Raw genomic sequence first — 22,796 nt, 5'->3', positions numbered from 1 at the left:
AGTACTATTTCAGTGAAACCTCTGCTTTCACGTTCATCCCTGTTCTTAATTTCTTAGCAATGCCCGGATCCAATTTTACAAAATCAATCTTAACAGGAAGTCTTTGTACTACTTTCACAAAGTTACCACTGGCATTATCTGGAGGAAGAATAGAGAATGTAGAACCTGTAGCTGGAGAAAATGAACTTACCACTCCATCAAATTCTTTATCAGGAAAAGCATCAATTTCAACTTTCACTTTTTGCCCTTCCACCATTTTATGAACCTGAGTTTCTTTGAAATTGGCAACCACCCATTTCTGATCATTTTTAACTAAAGAAAACAACTGTGATCCTGCTTGTAAATATTGTCCGGCCTGAATAGGAACTTTTCCAACAAATCCATCTTCAGAAGCTAATATTACGGTGTATGATAAGTTTAATTTTGCATTTTCAACATCTACTTCTCTTTGTTTAGCCACAGAACCTGCAACACTGATTTGTTGAGAGCTGGCAGCTGTTTGAGATGATGCAATATTAGTTTGTTGTGCAATTTGATTTCTTTGATCAACTAAAACCTGTAATTGCTTATCTGCTGTTTGTTTTGCAGCTAAAGCCTGCTCATATTGTTGCTCTGTAATTGAGTGGTCTTTCACAAGATTTGCATATCTTTTCAAATCCTGGGAGGTTTTCCAAACATTTACTTTTGCGGCTTCTATCTGTGCATTAGCAGTCACTACCGCTGCCTCAGAAGAGCTTATATTTTTTGAAGTAGCAGTGGTAGAAGCTTCGGCATTTGAAATATTGCTTTTAGCTGTAGACAAGGCTGCTTGAGCTTGTTCAAGAGCCATTTTCTGATCTCTGTTATCTAAAATAACCAAAGTATCCCCTTTCTTTACAAATTGATTATCTTTTACTTTAACTTCAGTTATATATCCTGAAATTTTAGAAATAACCGGTGACATATTTGAAGCGATTTGAGCATCATCAGTCTCTTCGTGATATTGTCCGTAAGAGTACGCTCTATAACCGTAGATTCCTCCACCGATTAAAACAACCGCCAAAATTATTGGAAAGACTAAACTTTTTTTCTTTTTAGGTTCAGCCGCTTTTGTATCGTTATTTTCCATTGTTGGTATCGTTCTTAAGTTTATTTAATTGTTAAAGTTCCTGTAGTCTGTAATAGTTTTCTGTAGGCTAATGCGGCATCTGCTTTTGCATTGATAACTCCTACATTTGCTGAAATCTGAGCGGCATCTGCATCCAATAATTCCGTCATGGTAGCCAGACCGTTATCATATTTATTTTTTGTGATTCTGAAGTTTTCATTAGCCTGCTCAGCAGATTTTTCAAAAACAGCAATTTTCTTTTTAGAATAATCTGTATTTTGATATTCTCTGTTTACATCCAGCTTAATGTTATCATTCAATAATTCATCTGTAGCGGCTAATTGCTTTTCTCTAGCCTGAGATTGCTTTAATGATGAATTTTCTTTCCAGATATTGGACAAATTATAAGAGATTCCAACACCTACATTCACAGCATTGTAAATCGTAAGAAACTTAGGAATATCTGCTGCCACATATCCTCCGGTAAATGCCAAGGATGGAAGATTCTCTGCCTTTGCAGACTTTATTCCCAATTCTGCAGCCTTTCTTTGCTGTGCCAAAGCCTGTAGATCCTTACGGTTTTCTCTGGCTTCATTCACATAAAAGTCAATCGGTTTTACCTCAGAACCTTCTTCAATATAATTTTGGTCTACATCAATTTCTGTAGTTTCAGGAAGTCCTAATAACAGGTCCATATTGATGTTGGCAATATTATAATTATTCTTGGCTTCCAATAATTGAAGTTCAATGTTTGAAGTCTGGAGATTCGCCTTTAACCTGTCGTTTCTGGCAATTAATCCATTGTTTTCCATTTTAAGGAATGTTTCGTCTCTCTTTTGTGAAGCGGTAAGATTTTCTTCAAAAACCTTAATAGACTGATTCGCCTTAAACAAATTGTTGTAAGCCTGAGCTACATTATAAGCAATGGCAATCTTATCATTTTCCGTACTTAATTTTGAAGCTTCTACCAAGTATTTTGCAGACTGAATACCATATTTGATTCTTCCTCCGCTGTAAATAGGTACACTAAGATTTGCGGAACCATAAAGTACCTGATGGACTTCCGGACCTCCTGCTCCCCCTGATACTCCCGGAAGTTTAAGGTCTACATTGGGCTTTATCGGAAGGTACATATAGCTTCCTGAAACTTTCAATTCCGGAAGTTGTCTGTTTTTAGCCTCCAGAAGATCAGCTGTAGCCTCTTCGATCTTGGCTGCATCGATCTTGAGATTCTTGCTGTTCTGGATTCCCAGCTGCACAGCTTCGTCAAGAGAAAGATTTTTTTTCTCCTGAGCATTTGCATTTGCTATTCCTAGGAATAGTGATAATGCAATCACTGAGTTATTTATTCTCTTCATAACCTAAAAGGTCTTTTAGTAAATGTTTTATATGTTTATTAAGTTCGGTATAGTATTTTTCGTCAAAAACATCATCTTCTGCGGTATCATTAAGGAATTCTTTGTACATATCTTTAGCATTGAATGCATAAAATAAAGTTCCGCTAATCGTTGAATGAAACAGATAAATTGGAGGATTTTTAGTAAAAATTCCTTTCTCCAGTCCACGTGCTAATATTTGAGAATACATGGAAAGGAATGACATTTTAGTTTCCTTTAAAAACTCTAAAATCTGTGGATTCTCTGCATGAAGCTGTTCCCTCTGCATAATCCTGTAAAAGCATTTTTGGGTTCTTATTCTATTGGAAAACTGGTCTATTATTTTCTCAATTTTCTGCCATTCATTAAGGTCAGTTCTCTCTACAATATCCTTTGAAAAAAACTGTCCCTCATTCATCCTGTATTCAACCAATTTTTCATAGAGTTTTTCCTTAGAACCAAAATAATACGAAATCATAGAGATGTTTACATTAGCCATTTTTGCAATTTCTCTGGTGGAAGTTCCGTCAAAACCCTTTTCTGCAAAGAGCTTTTCAGCTGCAAACAATATATTTTCTTCTTTTGAAATCATGTCAGTGTCCATTTTTCAGGGCGCAAATTTACACAAGTTTTTAACTGAATCAAACGATTGATTGATTTTTTAAGATTGATTTAATTTATCGGGAATAAAAGACAGCTTCTATGAAAGAATAAGGAAGTCATATAGAAAGGATAAATTTACAGAAATAATGAATACAATTTTAAAGATTATTTAAATATTCTAAAACAATTCAAAAAAAATATTATTTTTATCAACTTTAAAAATTTTAGATCATGAAAAAAATAATCTCAATTCTAGCCATCGGTTTATTTGCATTTACTTATGCTCAGGAAAAACCTAAGGAAAGCGGATGTTGTGCAGGGAAAGATAAGAAAGAATGCTCTGTAAAAGATAAAAAGGCATGTTCTGACGCTCATCATAAAGGCTGTGATGCCAAAATGAAAACAGCAGAAAATACTCCAAAGGCAAAAGATAAAAAGACGGTAAAGGAAAAAAAGACAGCTTAAAATTATTATACTATACAGAAAAATAAAACTCCGGAAATTATCCGGAGTTTTTATTATGTACTTTTATGAATATATCTCGATAGCTTTATCCCAAGATCAGTCCATACTATTTTAGGGTTTCCATTTCTGGTAAGATGTAGATCTGCAGTATTGATTTCTTCCAAAATATTTTCAATATTGGCTCCACTAATAAATTTTGAAAAACCGGCCCAATTGAATCCATTGGCGTTGATCTTTTTATATACCAAATTTTCTGACTGATAATTCTGAAGAAGCGCCAGTCTGAAGATCTCAGAACAGTAATTTAAAAAATTCTTTTGCTTTTCCCTGTTCCAGCCGGCAATTTCTCTTGCCCAGAAAATAATACTTCTAAGGTATTCGGGTTTCTTTTTTACCATAAAGGCATCGCGAACCCATTGTACAAATAGTTTTTCAAACTCATTGCTTTTGTCCCCGGAATTCAGCAGTTTTATCGCTTCATTCAGATTTCCTTGGGCTTCATGAACAATCTCTTTTATTTTTTCCTCAGAAACAGAAAAGTTCTTTTTTAAATAATTCTCAAGGTCTTCATCATTAATCCTTGGGACCTCTACGATCTGCGTTCTGGAAAGAATAGTGGGAAGAATATCATTGGTATTTTCTGCGGTAAGAAGAATGATGGTTTTTGCCGGTGGCTCTTCCAGAAACTTTAGAAACTTGTTGGAGGCAGCCACATTCATTTTATCAGCTCTCCAGACGATGAGCATCTTGGTTCCTCCCTCAAAGCTTTTTAGGGCAAATTTTTGGTTCTGGTCATCAATCTCATCTGCTGAAATGAAAAGCTGCTTGTTTTCAGATTCCAAAAAGGCAGTCCAGTCATCATAGCTTGCATAGGGAGATGCTAAAATCATTTCCCTAAACTCTTCGAACTTATTCTTGCTTAATGAATTTTTGTTATCTGTAAAAACCGGAAAACTGAAGTGAAGATCAAGATGGTTAAGGTGCTCCACTTTTGAAGCGGCATGTTCATTTTCCTGGTTCAAAATTTCCTTAGCATAGGCCAACACCATGGGTAATGTTCCGTATCCCTCTTTTCCTACAAAAAGTTGGGCGTGGCTCACTCTGTTTTCGGTGATGCTTTCTCTAAGAAGTTTTTTCAGGTTCTCCTGTCCGGCGATATTCTCCCAATTCATGTTCCAAAGATAAAAAATCTTATCTCAATTTATAAAATTAAGTCTGTTTAATCTGTCATAAAAATCCTTTATATACATTTTAAGGTACTCAAAACCCTATTATAGGAAACATCAATAATCTAATTAGAATAAATTTAAAATTAAATTGTACACAATTTAATTTTTGGAAATACATTTGCATTTATAATTTTAAACTAAATTAACACTAAGAATTTAGCTTGTTTTAATCATCAAAATAAATTAAAAATGAATAAAGAATCTGAACAGAAAATAAGAGGAGTTTTTCAGCAGCAGAAAGCCTTTTTCAAAACCAATCAAACGAAAGATATTGAATTCAGAAAGACCCAGCTAAGAAAATTCCGTGAGGTATTTTTAAATCATACGGATGCTCTTTGTGAAGCTTTGTTTATAGATTTGGGGAAAAGCCGAAAAGAAGCTGAATATGTAGAAATTCAAATTGTCATCAGTGAGCTTGATTATTTTCTGGAAAATATAGATGAATGGGCAAAACCTACACCTGTACCGTCAAAGCCACATCCATCTGGAGCTGAAGTCATTAGTAAAATCATGTATGAGCCATATGGAGTGAATTACATCATCGGGCCATTCAACTACCCTGTTCAACTGACTTTCAGCCCACTGATCGGAGCTTTAATTGCGGGAAATACAGCGATCTTAAAGCCATCAGAAAATACACCTCATGTTGCCAAAGTTCTGGAAAAAATTGTGAAAGAATCTTTTGAAGAGTCTTATGTAACAGTGATTCAGGGAGCTATTGAAGAAAATACATTATTATTAAGCCTTCCTTTTGATTATATCTTCTTTACAGGAAGCCCGAATGTAGGAAAAATTGTAATGAAGGCTGCTGCTGAGCAGTTGATTCCTTTGGCTTTAGAACTTGGAGGCAAGTCACCTACCATTGTTCACAAAGATGCGGATCTTGATAAAGCAGTGGAAAGAATATCCTACGGAAAATGGATTAACTGCGGACAAACATGTGTTGCTCCTGACTATATTTACATTCATGAATCTGTAAAAAGTGCCTTTATTGAAAAATTTAAGGCTCATTTAAAGACTGTTTACAATGATGAATCTTTAGGCAAAATAGGAAAGATTGTGAGTCAGAATCAGATTAAGAATCTAGCCGGTTATCTGGAAGCAGCTCCTGAAAAAGTGATCTATGGAGGAAACTATGATCTTGAAACCCGTCATTTTGAAGCTACTTTAATGGATGATATCACCTGGGATGATCAGGTAATGCAGCAGGAAATTTTCGGGCCTATCCTTCCTATTATGATCTATGATGATATTAATGAGGCTCTGGAAGAAATCAATAACCGACCTAAACCATTGGCTTTATATGTTTTTACGGAAAATCAGGAATTTGCAGATTATATTTTGAACCATACAACAAGTGGTGATGCAGAAATCAACAGTACTATTATTCATGTAGGTTCTCATTATTTACCTTTTGGGGGTGTAGGAACTTCAGGAATGGGAAAATATCATGGAAAATTCAGTTTTGAAAGTTTTAGCCATAGCCGTTCTGTACTTCAGGTGAAATAATTCTGTTAACCCTGTTATTAAAAAAAAGACCGTTATAGGATTATAAACGGTCTTTTTTCTATAACAGAATTAGTATTTTTATGAATAAAAAATTGCATTTTTCTCTTAAAGAAAGGCCCTTAACAAACTTTAACCACATATAATTTTTACAATTCATTAATATTTAAGATATTTGCGCATTGTTTTAAAAATAAAGAATGAAAAAAATCTTTGTAGTATCATTCATATCGGTTGGATATTTCCTTAATGCACAGAGTCTAAGCAACTCGCCTTATGCAACATATGGAATTGGAGATGTAAAATATGATAATACGATCGAAACTGCTTCCATGGGAGGTATATCTACTGCTTATATAAGTGACTTTACGAGTAGTTTCAACTTTGCAAACCCTGCAAACAACACCAATTTCGAGCTTACAAGTATAAAACTGGAGGCAACCAACGAAAACAATTATTTCAAATCGAATTATAACGATATGAAATCTACAAAGCATTCAACTTACCTTTCTAATATTGCTTTGGCATTTCCTATCTCTTCAAGGGTAAAAATGGGGATTTCCTATCAGCCTTATAGTTCAAAAAGTTATGATATAGCAACCCAGCAGATTGCTGAGAGTGGTACTACATACTATAACGCATTTAAAGGAAGTGGTACGTTGAACACTGCAGCAGTTGCCGTTTCTTACAAAATTAATCAGGAATTCTCTGTAGGGGCAAGAGCCAATCTTTATTTTGGGGATTTATATGACCTTAATGAGTTTCGTACCTCATATTCTGAGTACATCAATGGGTATGAAACGAAAAACAGAGTTAGAAACTTTAACTTTACATTGGGTACCAGCTACCAGAAGTTAAATACTCGTACTGATAAAAAGTTAACAATAGGGGCTACGGCTACTTTCGGGAACACCAGCAATATGACTACTGAATACATCAACAGTACCTACAGGTATGCAGATGCAGCAGGAACTAAAGTTGATGAAAAGATCTTGGAACAACAAGATACAAAATCTAAAAATCTACTTCCATTACAGGCTTCTGTAGGGGTAGGATATGGAAGTGATAACCATTGGTTTGTTTCCGGACAGGTTGACTATAAAAAAGGTGAGGATATTTCTTATTTTGGGAGAACATTTGACTTCCAGGATACTTATAGAATTTCTGCCGGAGGATGGTATTTACCTAACTATAACAACTTCAGAAACTACTTCTCAAGGGTAGTCTATAGATATGGAGCTTTCTATGAAAGAGGAAATCTGAAATTGGAAGGGAACAGCATCAATAAATTTGGTATTTCAGCCGGTGTAATGCTTCCATTCAAAAACAGTAGTATTACGAGAATGAGCGGCCTTGAACTTGGTGTAGAAGTAGGTAAAAGAGGAACTCTTAATGATAACCTTATCAACCAGAACTTTATCAACCTAAAAATCGGCTTTAACTTTGCTGATAAATGGTTCAGAAAGTCTCTTTATAACTAGAATGAACTTTTCAAAAAAAATAGTATATAAAAATATAGCATGCCTTTTTAGTTGTGCTATATTTTTTATATTGACATCCTGTGAGGAAGATCTTACCAAAAACAAAGGCAGCAAAAGCAAGAACTTTCCCTCACAGATCATTAATAACGCCAATATCGTACAACGTGATTCTGGTTTTGTAGTCCTAAAGGCCAAGGCCCCGATTATTGAAAAATATGAATTAATTGACAGTCCGTATGTAGTGGCCAGAAAAGGGATAGATATTGAATTTTTCGATAAGAAGAAGCCCAAGATTCCGGGAAGAATTACTGCGAAATACGCTCGTATTTTTGAATATAAAAAATTCTACGAAGCAAAAGGTGATGTAAGGATCAAGACGAATGAAGGGCAAAGATTTGCCATGCAAAGCATTTATTGGGATCAAAAGAAAAATAGAATCTATACGAAAGATACGGTATATGTCACCATGGAAGACGGTTCTACTTTAGTGGGAGCCAATGGGATGACTGCCAAGGATGACTTCTCTGAATATACTTTTTATAATAACTCAGGAGACTTCAGTTCAAAAAGACTTTCTGAGAATAAAAAAACGACTCCTTAATCATGAAATTTCGGGTTATCGGGCTTATGTCCGGAACAAGTCTGGATGGCTTGGATATTTGTCTTGTAGAATTTAAGAAACACGACAGATGGACCTTTGAGATCCTGAACGCCAATACCCTGCCCTATTCCATTGATTGGGAGAATAAACTAAGAAACTCTATTCATCTTTCCGTAGATGACCTGTTGGAACTCCACTCGGAGTATGGTTTCTATCTGGGACAGCAGGTGAAGGAATTTATTGAAAAGCATCAACTTGAAGATATCGACATGGTTTCATCTCATGGTCATACAGTTTTTCATCAGCCTCAAAGAAAATTTACCCTTCAGATCGGAGATGGAAGGGCTATTAAATTGGAAACGAATTTGCCTGTCATCTACGATTTCAGAAGCCAGGATGTTTTAATGAAAGGAAATGGAGCACCTTTGGTACCTATTGGTGATGAGTTGCTTTTCTCAGATTATGGAGCTTGTCTCAATCTGGGTGGATTTTCAAATATCTCATTACAAGACAATGGAAAAAGGATAGCCTTTGATATTGCTCCCGTTAATATTATCCTGAATACATTAGCCAGACAACTCAATAAAGGTTTTGATGAAAACGGCGATCTTGCCAGAAAAGGAAAAATAAATGAGGATTTACTCTCCCGACTTAATTCCCTGGACTTCTATCAACAGCCACATCCAAAATCATTGGGTATAGAATGGTGCAATCAGCATGTATTTCCATTGCTTGATCATATAGACTCTTTGGATGCACTTGCTACTTTGACAGAACATATTGCCCAGCAAATTTCAAATACCATCAATAAAAATAACATTAAGGATATACTGATAACAGGAGGAGGCGCCTATAACACCTTTTTAATTGAAAAAATAAAGGCAAAAACAAAATCTGAGGTAATCATCCCTGAAAAGGAGATCATTGATTATAAGGAAGCTCTGATCTTTGCATTTATGGGTGTTTTAAAAATAAACAACGAGATAAATATCTTATCTTCAGCCACAGGAAGCACTTCTGACCACAGCTCAGGAGTAATTGCTTAACAATACAATTTACAGCATAAAAAAACCTTCATTTTCATGAAGGTTTTTTATTTATTATTTATAAGCTTCGATCTTATCTGTCAACGTATTGATAAAGTTCTGTAATGGTTTTTCTACCATCATTTTGATAAATGGATTGAATTTTCCTTCAAACAACATCTGAACTTCAGTCTGGTTCTCATTGATAGGATTTAATGTTGCTGTTAATGAAAAATCCAAGCTTGAGCTTGCAGACTTCAAAATAGCTTTTTGGTCAGTTACTTCATCTATTTTCAATGCAATTTCCGGCATCCCCTGTAGTCCAAACTTAAAGCCATTATCTTTTGTTTCAAATTTTTGAAGACCGTCTGGCATAAAATCTTTGTAATTTTCAGGCGTTTTCAATAATTCCGACAGCTCTTTAGATGATTTATTGACAATAATTTTTCGTCCTTCTAAATTCATTTTTTATTTTTGTTTTTAGTTTCTTACTTCTTACAAATGTATAAAGTTTTTTGAACGAAAAAAAATTATTAATACCTAAGCATCCTGAGAAACTTAAAAAACTAAATAATCATTGACAAATCAATTAAATCATGAAAAAAAATAGAAGCCTGCCTAAAATCCTAATAGCCCTTGTTCTTTTTATTCCTGCTTACGGCTTTTCACAAACCTATCTTGATGTAGAAAAGTATAAATCTAAAATAGGGGCTCCTATAAATAATATACTAAAGAACTTCAAGCAAAAGAAGATTGAACAAGAATCTTTTGGAATAAGCATTAAGTCTGTTCATATTAATAAGTATTACTATCTCTCTTTTCTAGAGACAGAAGATAATGATAAAGTGGGCAGTATTAATTTTTATAGCAAAATTAAACTAGACAAACAATATACAAGTAAAAACTGGTATGATATTGTAAAATATTACTCGGATAAATTAAAGCTGATTGAAATAAACGTGGTTGTTCGAGGACAGCTAAATAAGTTTAACGAATATAATGAAGCTATAAAATTTTTGCAAAGTCAAAATACAGATGATCTGGATGTCTATATGGCCTCTTTCAATACGGATGATTACCTTACTTATCATTTTATGATTAGTGAAGATGTATTATATTATAAGATTGAAAGAACGGATAATCAGGAGAATGCTGATTGATAATATAAATGTTCCTAAAGCCCGCAATAGAACGTAAAAATAAAGCTCTTAAGCAGAACATATTGTGCTTTATTTTATATATTTGCGAATATATTGTAGCGAAGAGAAAATAAAACATGTCGGAATACCAGCATATTTTCACATCTTTACAAAATCCATTTTACTGATTATCAATACCCTCAATAAATATTAGAAATGTATAAAGTTTTTGTGAACGAAAAAAAATTATTGATATCTAAGCATTCCGAGGAACTTGAAAAAAACCTTGAGTATGAAAGTTTCACGACTTTAGAGATTGCATTGGATCTTCTGGAGAATACTTCTGTAAAGGAACTTAATGTTTTTGGAGAGAATATTGATGAGATCTGGCACGAGTTCCAAAAGCTATTCAGAATTATAGAAGCTGCAGGCGGCCTTGTGAATAATCCCGGGGGAGAAATGCTTTTCATCAAAAGACTAGGTAAATGGGATCTTCCGAAAGGGAAAATGGAAAAAGGAGAATCCAGAGAAGAGTCTGCCGTAAGGGAAATTGAAGAAGAAACCGGACTGGTAGATGTAGAGCTTGCAGAATTCATTAATACTACCTACCATATCTATATAGAAAGAAATGGTGACAAAATCCTGAAATGTACCCATTGGTTTGAAATGAATTTCGATGGAGAAGATACTTCAAAACCACAGATAGAAGAAGGCATTACTGAAGTTGCCTGGAAAAACACCACTCAGATTGAAGATGAAGTTTTCCCAAGCACATTCCAGAATATTAAACTTATTGTAAAGGAGTTCTGGGCTTCAAAGGCTAAATAAATTCTATTACCTTTTCCAGAGCTATTCCTCTTGATCCCTTCAGTAGTATATTTTCTGATTGAATTTTATGTTGTTGAAGATATTCAATCAAAGCAGCTGTACTTTCAAAAGCTAGATCTGAAGGATTTATTGCCTTAAAGTATTTTCCTACGGTAATAATTTCGTTAAATTTAAGCTCCTGAGCCAAATTAAGGATGTTCTGATGCTCTTTTTCACTCTCAGCACCCAATTCCAGCATATCACCAATAATAATGGTTTTACTGCCCTCAAAAGTGATAAAGTTATTCAATGAGGCAGTCATGGAACTTGGATTGGCATTATATGTATCCAGCACGAGCGTTCTGCCTTCTTTCTTTACAACCTGCGAACGCATATTTGTTGGTGTATACTGTTCTACGGCATGCTTTATTTCTTGAAAACTGATTCCGAAGTGAAGTCCAAGGCTTGCTGCAGCACAAAGGTTGGTAAAGTTATAGTCTCCAGTCAGTTTTGAAACTGCCTTTTCTGCCTGATAGATCAATCCTACAAAATGATCCTCTGAAAATGCTTCAAAATTATAGTCTGCAGTTTCTTTTCCAAACGTAATGGTAGGAGAATACCCCACTGTTTTTTCAACCTGAATCGGGTCATTTTCATTAACAACAATGGTTTGATGATTCTCTTTAAGGTAAGCATAAAGCTCAGACTTTCCTTTAATCACTCCCTCGAAGCCTCCAAACCCTTCCAGATGAGCCTTTCCAAAGTTCGTAATATATCCAAAATCAGGTTTTGAAATTGTACAAAGAAATTCTATTTCTTTCTGATGATTGGCTCCCATTTCAATCACAGCCATTTCATGTTCGGGCTTTATAGAAAGAATGGTAAGAGGCACTCCAATATGATTATTCAGATTCCCTGAGGTATACTGTACATTAAACTTTTCTGAAAGCACAGCATGAATAAGTTCTTTTGTGGTGGTCTTACCGTTGCTTCCTGTAAGCCCAATAAAAGGAATCTTAAGCAGATTTCTATGGTGGATAGCCAATTGCTGTAGGAATTCTAGTGTAGATGGAACATAGAAAATATTCCTGTCTTTATTTTCAAATTCAGATTGCTCAACAATTACAGCCAGGGCACCCTCATCAATGGCTTTTTCTGCCAGTGTTGCTGCATTAAAGTTATCACCGGAGAAAGCAAAAAAGATATCATTTCCGCCTATTTTTCTGCTATCGATTGTTACTTTATTGGCCTTCAAAAATAAAGGATAAAATTGTTCTATATTCATAGTTCAAAAATAAAAAACCTTCCGAAAATCCGGAAGGTTTTTTTTAAGTATTTTTTTTGATAAATATTATCTTCTAGTTCTAGCTTTTTCGTTGGTTCTAGCATCTTGTGCAACACGGAAACCAATCCATCCATAAGCTCTACCTTGATTTTTATATCTTCTTTGTCCCGGATCCAGCCAATATGCTGTATCTTGCCAAGATCCTCCTTTTACTACTCTAACATCGTTAGAAATTCCAGAAGTTCTATCCTTGCCATCTTTCTGCATTTTCACTCTACCATTAGCATCTACAACGAAGCTTTTCTTAGGAGCGTTATACATATCGAATCCTGCAGTAGAATCTGAAGCTCTATAGTACTCTAGAGAAGACTGTCTGTCTCCATCTCTATAGTTTCTGTAGTCAGCGATTGTTTCTCTTTCAAATTGCCCAGGAAGTCCTTTATATACTAATCTTCCGTCAGCTAATGTATCATATTTAATAGTTCCTTCATCTACCATCTTATAAGTTCCGTCACCGTTTCTTACAATAGCCTGAGGCATATTTCCTCTGTAGTAGTTGAAGTCGTTGTAATCTTCATCAATAATAGGTCTGTACACATCAGCAGTCCATTCTGCAACGTTACCGTACATCCCATAGATTCCTAGGTCATTAGATGGATATTGTCTTACATCTGAAGTTTGTGCAGATCCGTCATTTTTCCATCCTGCGATCCCTGAATAGTCACCTTTACCCATTTTAAAGTTTTCCAGGAACATTCCTCTCTCCTTTCCTTTGGTACCTCTTAATCTTTCGATTTCAGGTTTTTTACCTAGGTATTGGTTGTATTCTCTATTCTTAGCCATACCAAGAGCTGCATATTCCCATTCAACTTCTGTTGGAAGTCTGAATTTCTGAACCATTGCAGAGTTTGGAGCTCTGTTTGCAGATAATAATCTCTGGTTGGTTGTTTTCATACCAGATTTTTGCTGCATTCTTTTTTCGTTGATATACCCTTGCATTTCAGGATCATTCGCTTTGAATTTATCCATATTGAATGCAGTACCTCCTTGGTTATTAGATTCGTTGATATATAAATCCTTAGCAATAACACCTGCCTGCATCAAAGCTTTTTCATTTGCTCTGTCTGTAAGCCATTCACAGTATCTGTTTGCCTGAGTCCAAGAAACCCCTACAACCGGATAGTAATCAAATTCCGGAGAACGCAGATAGGTTTCATTATAATCGTTTCTAGATAGTTTGTTGTCCCATAATAAGGTATCTGGTAAAGCACCATTATAGATTTCCTTAAAACTAGGGTCACTTGGAGGGAATACATACTTCAACCATGTAAGGTATTCGCGGTATTCGTAGTTAGTAATCTCAGTTTCACCGATAAAGAATGAACTCACCTGCATTCTGCGTGGTGTGTTATTCCAATCGTGCATAACATCATCTTTCACTAATCCCATTGTAAAAGTTCCACCTTCTACATATACCATTCCCGGCCAACCCTTCTGCTTCTGTTGCTTTCCTGCAAAAAACCAACCCTGTTTTTCGTTTGGCTTCCAACCCGTTTTACTGACAAATTTTTTGGTACCACCACCTTTGCTGGTTCCGGACCCGCCACAACTGGTTAATGCAAGTGTAGAACTTAATGCTATTAATGAAAACAACTTTAGTTTTTTCATAGTCGATATAAATATTTTCAAGAGTACAAAGAAAAAATAAATTATTCAATAAATCAAATAAAGATTTGATTTTTTTGAAAAACGTTAACAATTTAATTTTATTGTATCACAATTTAATTCTAAAATTTTGATTTATTTTGTAATTTAGCAATTTCAATAATAAACATGAGACGAAAAATCACGCTTTTATCCTTAATCGCTTTTACAACAGTACTTTACGCTCAAAGAAACACCATAGAATGGAATGGTTCCAAAATCCAGGATTTTGGTGACACAAAATTAAATCTTCCCAATTTCAAAAATGAAGGTTTTTCTTTCAGCCAAAATAATGTTTTTATAGTAACTAAGCAAAAAATAGGAGAAAACCAGCTAAAGATTTCTGACTTTGCCTGGGACAGTGTTTCCAACCAGGATTTATTTGAATTAGACAAAAGCAGCCTTCCTGATCACGATATTGCAGATGTTGTTTATTATACATTAGATGGAGAAAGATATGCAAGTATTAATGTTGCTTTATTTAAAAATGTAAAAGGACGTGTCCAAAGACTTTCTTCCTTTAATGTTTCGGAAGCCTCTACTCCATTGAATATTTCTGGAGGTGTAAGTAAGATAGGAACAGCCGGTAATCCACTGGCAAGTGGGAACTTTTACAAAATAAAAGTAGATAAGTCCGGAGTATTTAAAGTAACCACACAATTTTTAAGAGATAATGGAATTAATCCATCTTCTGTAAATCCAAAAAACATGAGAATTTACGGAAATGGTGGAAATATGCTTCCTGAGTTTAATCAAGACCCAAGATACAATTCACTACAAGAAAATGCTATTCAGGTGGTAGGTGAAGATGACGGGGTATGGAATGATAGCGATTATGCTCTTTTCTATGCACAGGGCCCAGATGGATATAATCTTTATGACACCTCCAACGGAAACGGTATTAAGAGAAAAGAGACAAGATCTGACACCAGCAACAATGTAAAAAATATATATGATGATTTTTCATATTATTATATCAACTTTGATAAAGGTATGGGAAAAAGAGTTCAGGCTATTGACGGAACTCTCCCTCCACAACTGATTACAAGGTATGACAACTACCAGGTCATCAATAATGATCAGAAAAATCTCCTGAAAGTAGGAAGAACATGGGTAGAAGATTCTCCTTTCAGTTCTGAAAAGGTAATCACCCTTACTACCAATTCTCCTATTCAGCCCAATGATCTAATAAGGTATAGAACACGAGTAATAGGCTACAGATCACAACAGAACTCTATTGAGATTAAATTCAATGATCTTCCTTCATTTTCTCAAACTGTTTCTACCGATACAAGCAGCTATCAATATACTTTCTTCCCGATATTATATTCCGGAACAACAACCAACCTTACAGGAAACCAGATTACCTTTAAATATAATCCGGATATTGCTAAAAACCCTAACGGAACATTCTACCTTGACTATCTTGAAGTACAGTATAAGGAGAATTTATCGTTTAATGGTTCTCAAATGAACTTCAGGGATTACTCTATTCTAAGTGGAAGTAGTACAAATTATGGATTTAGTGTTTCCAATGCATCCAGTTTGGAACAGGTATGGGATGTTACAGATATTACCAACGTTAATAGAAGAGTCAATAAAGCGGGAGCAGGATCTTTTAACTTTGCTTATATCGCTGCAGACCAGAACTTCAATAATGAGTTTGTGGCTTTTCGTGCTGATGCGGCTTATACCCCACAGTTCGTAGGGAGAATATCTAATCAGAATCTTTCTGCATTGCAGGCAATAGATTATCTGATCCTTACTGTACCTGAAATGATGGGACAGGCACAGAGACTTGCCAATTATCATCAGACAAAGAATAACTATAAGGTAGAAATTGTAGATGTAAACAAAGTCTATGAGGAATTTGGGAACGGAAGTAAAGATCTTACGGCTGTAAGAGATTTCGTAACCAAGCTGAATACTCCGGCCGGAAGACTGAAGTATGTATTTATCCTTGGTGACACATCCTATGATTATAAGAACAGAGTTCCCAATAACACCAACGTTGTTACTTCTTATCAGAGTGAGCACTCTTCAGATTATATAGCTTCATTCGTTACAGATGACTATATTGTAATGACTCAGCCACAAACAACCTTATTCGTTGAACATAATTTACCGGATCTTCCTGTAGGTAGAATTCCGGCAGCCAATATAACGGAAGCAGGGAACATGATTGACAAAACCCTGGCATATTATAATTCACTTCCAGGACAATCCAGTCCTTTTGGAGAATGGCGTATGCGACTTGACTTCGTAGTGGATGATAATGGAGAAGGCGGAGGACCTTTCCATAATGTAATGAACAATACATTATCTGGTCTTTTTGAACAGCCAGGTGTGCAAACGCTTAAGGAATATAATGTCAAAAAATTATATCAGGATGCCTTTACGATTCAAAGTACATCAGGAGGGCCAAGATATCCACAGGTAAACCAGGCTATATCTAATAGTATAGGTAACAGTCTTTATCTGTTTTATTTCGGACATGGAGGAATCAACGGCTGGGCACAGGAAAGAGTATTAACAAGTACTGAAATCCAGAACTCTAATAACTTCTCTAATGTATACAGCAGGTTTCCGCTTGTATCTACTATAACCTGTGAATTTACTTTATGGGATGAGCCTGCAACAAATTCTGCTGGTGAGCAGTTTATGAAGCTTAAGCAAGGAGGTCCTGCTTCCATGATTACTTCCAGCCGCGCCATCGGGGTAGATTACGGACGTGATTTCACGGATGTTTTCACTAGAAATATATTCAAATTAAATAGTGATGACTTTAATACCCTAGGGTATGCACACTTAAATGCAAGAAAAGAAAAAGGAGCCAATGCCAACCACCTAAGGGTAAATTTCCTGGGTGACCCTGCAATGAAATTAAGCAGACCTCAAAGGTTATTAGAGATTGACAATATTGAAACTCCTGTTCCGGGATTAATCAGAGGATTAGACTTTGTGAAAATCAAAGGACACATCAACAATCCTAACGGAACCTTAAACAATACATTTAATGGTAGAGTTTCCATCAATATTTTTGATAAAAGATTAAATAAAAAGACCCTGAATAACAACGGGTCACTATCCCCGATACTATCATACACAGAAGAAGGAAGTGCTATTGTAAAGGCTTCCGGAATGGCAGTAAACGGAGTATTTACCGCAGAATTCTATGTTCCAAAGGATATTAATTATGCTGTAGGAGAAGGAAGACTATTGGGATATGCAGATAATAAGGTAATGGATGTATTCAACAACCAGTCTGTACAGGTAGGTGACATTAACCCTAACGGAGTCAATGACAATCAGCCGCCAAAAGTAAAATTATATATGAATAACACCAACTTCGCAGATGGTGGAATCACAAACCAAAACCCTATGTTGTTAGCCTGCCTTACGGATGACACAGGAATCAACTCTACAGGATCAGGGATAGGCCACGATATTACGGTATATCTGGATGGCCAAATTATCAATACTGTTATCTTAAATGATTTCTATGCTTCAGGTGAAGGAAACGGATGTTTAAATCCAAGTCTTGCCGACTATCAAAAAGGGAATGTAACCTACCCTTTCAGAAATCTTGCTATTGGACAACATCAATTGACATTTAAAGTTTGGGATATAAACAATAATTCAACAACTACTACGTTAAATTTTGAGGTTAAGGATGAGTCTGACCAACATCTGACCATAAACCGTCCGTTGAACTGGCCAAATCCATTCACCAATAAGACGTATATTCAGTTTGAACATAACTGTGACGATATTTTGGATGTGAATGTACAGATCTACACAATAACCGGAAGATTGGTAAGAACTTTATCTCAACCGGTAGTTGCAGAACCGTTCCTACAGGGCTTTAGAACCCCTCGCCAGGCTATAGAATGGGATGGAAGAGATGATTTTGGAGCTACAGTTGCAAAAGGTACGTATATTTTTAAGATATTTGCAAAAAGTCAAAATCAAGAAAAATGCAAAGGAAGTGCTACAGCTGTAGAAAAAATGGTACTTTTGAAATAATTAATTAATACAATAGATAATAATATTAATAAAAAACTGATAATATATAAAAGACAACATATGAATTTAACTACTAAACTGCTTTTAGGATTTGGGTTAAGTGCTGGTTTTCTAGGCTATTCGCAAGATTTAGGTAAAATAAACCCTGTACTAACCGGAGCTCCTTTCCTAAGAATTGCACCAGACGCAAGATCAGGAGGTATGGGAGATCAAGGGGTAGTAACCTCGCCTGATGCATTCTCACAATTCTGGAATGCAGCTAAATATCCTTTTAGCAGAACAAGTTCTTCCGTAGGTCTATCTTATACACCATATATGGGCAAGCTTACCAATGATGTATTCTTATTATATGGTGCATTCCATAAATTCTTGGGACAAGATGAAAGATCTACCATCTCTGCAAGTATTTATTATTTCAATATGGGACAGGTAGACCTGACTCAGTTGGTAGGTTCAGACGTTACGTCAATGGGGGTATCTAAACCTAATGAATTCTCTATTGATGTTGCCTATGGTTTGAAACTTTCAGATTCCTACTCAATGGCTGTAACAGGTAGATTTATCCGTTCAGACTTAGCCGGAGGATTCAATACAGATACTACACTTAAAGCGGCAAACTCTTTTGCTGTAGATATTTCAGGATACTACACTTCCGAAAGATTCTCAAGTTTTGGAGGATATGACGGTAAACTGAATGCTGGTTTTGCAGTACAGAATCTAGGTCCTAAACTAGATTATACAGGAAACGAAGAATCAAGATCTTATCTGCCTACCATGGCAAGATTAGGGGTTGGTTATGATATGTATATGGATGATCTTAATAGAATAGGAATTAGCTTCGAGGGATCAAAGCTTTTGGTTCCAGGATCTGAATATGCAGGAATCGGCCCGGACAGACAACCTAGATACGAAATTCCAAACGTAGGCCCAATGGCGGGTATCGGAAAATCTTTCAAGAACAAGAACAGTATCATGTATAGTGGAGCCTTGGAATATTCATATGACAATGCTTTCTCTGTAAGAGGAGGTTATTTCCATGAAAGTGAAGAGCAGGGAGCAAGACAGTTTGCTACAGCAGGTCTTGGGTTGAAGTACCGTTCTTTTGGGCTGGATCTTTCCTACCTGATCAATATGTCAAAAGTAAACAGTGCTTTGGATAACACACTTCGTTTCGGACTTACCTGGAACATTGGAGAAGAAACATCCAACAACGATCGTTAAGAACTGTAACAACTATATATAAAAGCCTCATCAATATGTATGAGGCTTTTTTTGTGACTATTGGCCCTTACTTCTATCAATCCTGAATGCTTAATCCATTTCGCCCGTTAATTTCTGAAAGACCACCATTATTAAAAAAATATAATATTTAAGTTTATAAAAGTCTCTTCTTTATGGCTATTTTGTTAAATTCAATAGCTATTTTTGTAGTATGAATTATTCGGCAGAGCTAAAGAAATTTGTAACCAGTCAGTATTTGTATTCTGCCATCAGAATTACATTAGCCACTGTTCTGCCTTGTCTGGTTCTCGCCCACTTTGGAATTTTAAAAGAATACTTCCTCTTCCCTCTTGGAACCAGCTTTGTAGCACTTACCGACCAACCCGGGCCTTTCATCCGAAGAAGAAATGCACTTGCCTTTGCAATCTGCTGTTTTGTCTTTGTTGCCCTGATTGCAAGTCTGGTGATGAATTTTAGAGTGCTTGTACTCCTTGAGATCATTATATTCGGTATGTTTTTCTCCCTGATTGGGGTATATGGCCAGCGATTGGCTGCTGTAGGTTCTTTATCACTTGTTGTACTGGCGATCTTTATTGATGGACATCTTACAGGAAGTGACATTTTTAAAAGTTTGCTGATCTTTGCCTGCGGATGCATCTGGTTTTTATTGATATTCCTTGTGGTAACCACCATCCGTCCCTATAAACTGGCAGGTCAGATGATTGGTGAAAACTATCTTCAGCTGGCAGAATTTTTAAAAATCAAGGCCAACTACTATCAAAAAAATCCGGACTTCAACAAGCTTACAACTCAGGTTATTGCAAAGCAGATTGAAATAAAAAACCTCCAGGAGGAAACCAGAGAAACTGTTTTCAAAACCAGAACCATCGTTAATGAATCTACAACAACCAGCCGTTTGTTGATGCTGATGTTTCTGAATTCCATGGACCTTCATGAGAAGCTGATGACCTCTGAAAGTGACTACCAAAAGTTACAGCAAAGCTTTGAGGACAGTATGATCCTTGTTAACATTCATGATTATCTGAATCTTCTTGCTGAAGAAATAACCAATATTGGCATTGCCCTCCAAAGCGGAACAAGAGCAAAACCGATGTTTAATCTTGAACTTGAATTAAAAAATCTTAATTATAATTACTTTGAACTACGAAATAAGCAGCTGTCCTCAGACAGTCTGGAAAACTTCATGGTTCTGCGTCAGATCCTGATGCGCATCAATGAAATTACAAAAGAGATCAACGAGATTTATAAAGTATTCTCCCAAAACGTAAAGCTGGCAAAAAGTTTATCTACCGGATTAGACCTTAAAAAGTTTATGTCTAATGAGCCGAAGCTTAACTCTAAGGTTCTAAGGAATAATATTTCATTATCTTCTTCCCAGTTCCGCCACGCCATAAGAATTACAACAGCTCTGTTACTTGGCTATATTTTCTCGATGTTTGATTTACTGGGACTTGGACACACCTATTGGATATTAATTACCATTACAGCTATCCTGAAACCAGCGTACTCCATTACCAAGCAACGAAACTTGCTTCGTCTCTACGGAACCGTTACCGGAGCTACAATTGCCTATATCATTCTGCATTTTATACATATCAATGGAGTGTTGTTTGCCATTCTGCTTATCAGTATGATTATGTGCTTCAGTTTCTTGAAAGGACGCTATTTCTGGGCCGTATTATTCATGACAATCTATGTTTTCCTAAGTTTTAATTTCTTAAATCCTGGAAAAGTAAACATTATCTTCAAGGATAGGGTTCTGGATACTGCCATTGCCGGAATTATCGCCTTTGCAGTTTCTTATATTGTATTGCCTGTTTGGGAGCATACACAAAACCTTGATCTGATGAAAAAATCTGCTGCAGATAACCTCATCTATTTTCAGAGTGTGATCTCAAAGTTTCTGCAGGGAGATTTTGATATCGAAGATTATAAGATGAAACGAAAAAATGCAATCATTTCACTGGCAAACCTTTCCGATAATTTTCAGAGAATGATTTCTGATCCTAAAAATCAGCAGAAAAAACTGGAAGTCGTTCATCAGTTTGTGGCAACATCACATCTTGTCACAGCGTACACCGCATCTTTGTCTCAATACTCCAAAAACAATGAACAATATCCAGAGATAGATGCTGAGAGCTGGAGTAGAAAAATAGAAGCAGAAATGCAACAGACCTCAGCCCTTTTAAACGGGGAAGATGTGAATGAAGCCCTTAAGATGGAAAGCCGTCTGGAGCCAGAAGACTCTTCCATTGAAGATATGCTTATGAAAAGAAAAACCGAGATTGAGGAAAACGAAATTGTGGACAGAAGAGATCCCGACAAGATTTCTCATCTAACGGAGCTTATAAATATTCATGATATTCTGGAACTAATCTATGATGTGGCCAAAGAACAGAGAAAGGTCATTGAAAAATACAGAAGTGAGAAGCATGCTACTCCTCCACAATCGTGAAGCAGTAGTCATCAAAAAATTCCACTCTGGCCTTAAATTCATCTGAAAACTGTTCGTCGTATACCCTACAGCTTATTTTATGAAGATGCTTCAGTTCAAATGACTTCACTTCATAATTTTTCTTTAAGGACCAATACTTGGAATGATGGATCTTGTACATACTTTCCTTTACGCTCCAGATAATGGTGTAAAAAGTATCCGCCTTATCCGCCGGAATAAAACCCCGTTCATTTTCATACGTGAATTTATCTATCACTCTTAAAATCTTAGGATTAAATTTCTCTACATCTATTCCTATCTTATTCTTAGAAATAGCAATGGCAGCAAAAGGAAAGGAATGGGTAATGGAAATTTCCGCATCATTGGGAGAAAGAAAAGGTTCTCTTTCTTTATACAAAATCTTGGAGTGGGGTTTTAAACCTTTTAAAAGCTTACGCACCATCAATACCTCCAGTAATTTTTTAGGATGATAATCTTTTACTTTTTCGGCATTCTCCGTTTCCAGAAGTTCATTGATATCAAGTTCTTCGCTTTCATCATACTTCCAAACAAGGATTGTGGCATTATCATCTGAAAAATCTCGGTAAAGGGGCATCGTTTTTTTATTCGATAAAAATAGTGAAAAGATGTGGAAAGAGAAAATGGATGAAAAATAGAAAATTAAGAGCAGGAAAACGAAAGCTATAATTCGCCGGCAGAAGAAACGGTACAGCTTGTTTGGATCGGAAAGAAATAATCCATTAGTATAACTTCTAACTTCCTGCT

18 protein-coding genes are annotated in these 22,796 nt (G+C 35.8%); 10 read left to right on the top strand and 8 right to left on the bottom strand.

Going from position 1 to position 22,796, the window contains the following annotated elements; all coding sequences use genetic code 11:
• Positions 1–4: 4 nt before the first annotated feature.
• From SCA31_RS08725 to SCA31_RS08715, 3 genes are read right to left on the bottom strand one after another with little or no spacing between them, the layout of a single operon-like run.
• The gene (locus tag SCA31_RS08725; protein ID WP_410696554.1) at positions 5–1,108 is read right to left on the bottom strand and encodes an HlyD family secretion protein; all 1,104 of its coding nucleotides are present in this window, start codon (positions 1,106–1,108) and stop codon (positions 5–7) included.
• 20 nt (positions 1,109–1,128) lie between these two features.
• Entirely contained in the window at positions 1,129–2,445 is a 1,317-nt protein-coding gene (locus SCA31_RS08720) for a TolC family protein (RefSeq protein ID WP_410696553.1), read from the bottom strand.
• A complete protein-coding gene (locus SCA31_RS08715; protein WP_410696552.1) occupies positions 2,429–3,067 on the bottom strand; it encodes a TetR/AcrR family transcriptional regulator in 639 nt (212 codons plus the stop codon). The genes SCA31_RS08720 and SCA31_RS08715 overlap by 17 nt, the downstream gene beginning before the upstream one ends.
• 230 nt (positions 3,068–3,297) lie before the next feature.
• Between SCA31_RS08715 and SCA31_RS08710 the strand changes: the two genes are divergently transcribed.
• Entirely contained in the window at positions 3,298–3,531 is a 234-nt protein-coding gene (locus SCA31_RS08710) for a hypothetical protein (RefSeq protein ID WP_410696551.1), read from the top strand.
• Positions 3,532–3,584: 53 nt separating this feature from the next.
• Here the strand turns inward: SCA31_RS08710 and SCA31_RS08705 are convergent, their stop codons facing one another.
• Positions 3,585–4,703 carry an ATP-binding protein gene (locus tag SCA31_RS08705; protein ID WP_410696550.1) on the bottom strand — a complete coding sequence of 373 codons (1,119 nt, stop codon included), beginning with the start codon at positions 4,701–4,703 and terminating at the stop codon, positions 3,585–3,587.
• Between the two features lie 198 nt (positions 4,704–4,901).
• Between SCA31_RS08705 and mdlD the strand changes: the two genes are divergently transcribed.
• The 4 genes from mdlD (at position 4,902) to SCA31_RS08685 (ending at position 9,394) form a co-directional block, all read left to right on the top strand.
• Complete coding sequence (gene mdlD, locus SCA31_RS08700; RefSeq protein ID WP_410696608.1) at positions 4,902–6,269, top strand: NAD(P)-dependent benzaldehyde dehydrogenase MdlD; 1,368 nt, start codon at positions 4,902–4,904, stop codon at positions 6,267–6,269.
• 197 nt (positions 6,270–6,466) lie between these two features.
• Positions 6,467–7,747, top strand: coding sequence for a hypothetical protein (locus tag SCA31_RS08695; protein ID WP_410696549.1), 1,281 nt, complete (start codon positions 6,467–6,469; stop codon positions 7,745–7,747).
• Between the two features lies 1 nt (position 7,748).
• Entirely contained in the window at positions 7,749–8,348 is a 600-nt protein-coding gene (gene lptC, locus SCA31_RS08690) for an LPS export ABC transporter periplasmic protein LptC (RefSeq protein ID WP_076352323.1), read from the top strand.
• Between the two features lie 2 nt (positions 8,349–8,350).
• On the top strand, positions 8,351–9,394 hold the full coding sequence (locus SCA31_RS08685) for an anhydro-N-acetylmuramic acid kinase (protein WP_410696548.1): 1,044 nt from the start codon (positions 8,351–8,353) through the stop codon (positions 9,392–9,394).
• 54 nt (positions 9,395–9,448) lie between these two features.
• On the opposite strand, the gene SCA31_RS08680 is transcribed toward SCA31_RS08685, so the two are convergent.
• Complete coding sequence (locus SCA31_RS08680) at positions 9,449–9,838, bottom strand: orotate phosphoribosyltransferase (RefSeq protein ID WP_076352325.1); 390 nt, start codon at positions 9,836–9,838, stop codon at positions 9,449–9,451.
• Positions 9,839–9,969: 131 nt separating this feature from the next.
• On the opposite strand from SCA31_RS08680, the gene SCA31_RS08675 reads away from it, so the two are divergent.
• Positions 9,970–10,533, top strand: a complete 564-nt coding sequence (locus tag SCA31_RS08675; RefSeq protein ID WP_410696547.1) for a hypothetical protein — start codon at positions 9,970–9,972, stop codon at positions 10,531–10,533.
• A 195-nt stretch (positions 10,534–10,728) separates the two neighbouring features.
• On the top strand, positions 10,729–11,340 hold the full coding sequence (locus tag SCA31_RS08670; protein WP_410696546.1) for an NUDIX hydrolase: 612 nt from the start codon (positions 10,729–10,731) through the stop codon (positions 11,338–11,340).
• Here the strand turns inward: SCA31_RS08670 and SCA31_RS08665 are convergent.
• Both SCA31_RS08665 and gldJ read right to left on the bottom strand, forming a co-directional pair.
• On the bottom strand, positions 11,333–12,604 hold the full coding sequence (locus SCA31_RS08665; RefSeq protein ID WP_410696545.1) for a UDP-N-acetylmuramoyl-tripeptide--D-alanyl-D-alanine ligase: 1,272 nt from the start codon (positions 12,602–12,604) through the stop codon (positions 11,333–11,335). The genes SCA31_RS08670 and SCA31_RS08665 overlap by 8 nt on opposite strands.
• Before the next feature lie 66 nt (positions 12,605–12,670).
• On the bottom strand, positions 12,671–14,272 hold the full coding sequence (gene gldJ / locus SCA31_RS08660) for a gliding motility lipoprotein GldJ (RefSeq protein ID WP_410696544.1): 1,602 nt from the start codon (positions 14,270–14,272) through the stop codon (positions 12,671–12,673).
• Positions 14,273–14,437: 165 nt separating this feature from the next.
• On the opposite strand from gldJ, the gene porU reads away from it, so the two are divergent.
• From porU to SCA31_RS08645, 3 genes are all read left to right on the top strand, one after another.
• Positions 14,438–18,334, top strand: coding sequence for a type IX secretion system sortase PorU (porU, locus tag SCA31_RS08655; RefSeq protein WP_410696543.1), 3,897 nt, complete (start codon positions 14,438–14,440; stop codon positions 18,332–18,334).
• A gap of 60 nt (positions 18,335–18,394) precedes the next feature.
• The gene (gene porV / locus SCA31_RS08650; protein WP_410696542.1) at positions 18,395–19,555 is read left to right on the top strand and encodes a type IX secretion system outer membrane channel protein PorV; all 1,161 of its coding nucleotides are present in this window, start codon (positions 18,395–18,397) and stop codon (positions 19,553–19,555) included.
• 211 nt (positions 19,556–19,766) lie between these two features.
• The gene (locus SCA31_RS08645; RefSeq protein WP_410696541.1) at positions 19,767–22,031 is read left to right on the top strand and encodes an FUSC family membrane protein; all 2,265 of its coding nucleotides are present in this window, start codon (positions 19,767–19,769) and stop codon (positions 22,029–22,031) included.
• On the opposite strand, the gene SCA31_RS08640 is transcribed toward SCA31_RS08645, so the two are convergent.
• Positions 22,012–22,626: a 4'-phosphopantetheinyl transferase superfamily protein gene (locus SCA31_RS08640; protein ID WP_410696540.1), complete on the bottom strand. Its 615-nt coding sequence runs from the start codon at positions 22,624–22,626 to the stop codon at positions 22,012–22,014. The genes SCA31_RS08645 and SCA31_RS08640 overlap by 20 nt on opposite strands.
• Positions 22,627–22,796: the final 170 nt, after the last annotated feature.

The sequence above is a fragment of the Chryseobacterium sp. SIMBA_028 genome (genome assembly GCF_046535285.1).
Lineage (GTDB): Bacteria > Bacteroidota > Bacteroidia > Flavobacteriales > Weeksellaceae > Chryseobacterium.
Note: the sequence above shows the minus strand (reverse complement) of the source record. Positions and strands in the feature narration are given on the sequence as shown.

Bases quoted from the DNA above. Each gene is read 5' to 3' on its own strand.
- porU (WP_410696543.1), top strand. From the start codon at position 14,438: ATGAGACGAAAAATCACGCTTTTATCCTTAATCGCTTTTACAACAGTA.
- SCA31_RS08675 (WP_410696547.1), top strand. From the start codon at position 9,970: ATGAAAAAAAATAGAAGCCTGCCTAAAATCCTAATAGCCCTTGTTCTT.
- SCA31_RS08670 (WP_410696546.1), top strand. From the start codon at position 10,729: ATGTATAAAGTTTTTGTGAACGAAAAAAAATTATTGATATCTAAGCAT.
- SCA31_RS08695 (WP_410696549.1), top strand. From the start codon at position 6,467: ATGAAAAAAATCTTTGTAGTATCATTCATATCGGTTGGATATTTCCTT.
- SCA31_RS08715 (WP_410696552.1), bottom strand. From the start codon at position 3,067: ATGGACACTGACATGATTTCAAAAGAAGAAAATATATTGTTTGCAGCT.
- SCA31_RS08710 (WP_410696551.1), top strand. From the start codon at position 3,298: ATGAAAAAAATAATCTCAATTCTAGCCATCGGTTTATTTGCATTTACT.
- SCA31_RS08720 (WP_410696553.1), bottom strand. From the start codon at position 2,445: ATGAAGAGAATAAATAACTCAGTGATTGCATTATCACTATTCCTAGGA.
- SCA31_RS08705 (WP_410696550.1), bottom strand. From the start codon at position 4,703: ATGAATTGGGAGAATATCGCCGGACAGGAGAACCTGAAAAAACTTCTT.
- SCA31_RS08725 (WP_410696554.1), bottom strand. From the start codon at position 1,108: ATGGAAAATAACGATACAAAAGCGGCTGAACCTAAAAAGAAAAAAAGT.
- SCA31_RS08640 (WP_410696540.1), bottom strand. From the start codon at position 22,626: ATGCCCCTTTACCGAGATTTTTCAGATGATAATGCCACAATCCTTGTT.
- SCA31_RS08645 (WP_410696541.1), top strand. From the start codon at position 19,767: ATGAATTATTCGGCAGAGCTAAAGAAATTTGTAACCAGTCAGTATTTG.
- SCA31_RS08665 (WP_410696545.1), bottom strand. From the start codon at position 12,604: ATGAATATAGAACAATTTTATCCTTTATTTTTGAAGGCCAATAAAGTA.
- gldJ (WP_410696544.1), bottom strand. From the start codon at position 14,272: ATGAAAAAACTAAAGTTGTTTTCATTAATAGCATTAAGTTCTACACTT.
- SCA31_RS08680 (WP_076352325.1), bottom strand. From the start codon at position 9,838: ATGAATTTAGAAGGACGAAAAATTATTGTCAATAAATCATCTAAAGAG.
- porV (WP_410696542.1), top strand. From the start codon at position 18,395: ATGAATTTAACTACTAAACTGCTTTTAGGATTTGGGTTAAGTGCTGGT.
- lptC (WP_076352323.1), top strand. From the start codon at position 7,749: ATGAACTTTTCAAAAAAAATAGTATATAAAAATATAGCATGCCTTTTT.
- SCA31_RS08685 (WP_410696548.1), top strand. From the start codon at position 8,351: ATGAAATTTCGGGTTATCGGGCTTATGTCCGGAACAAGTCTGGATGGC.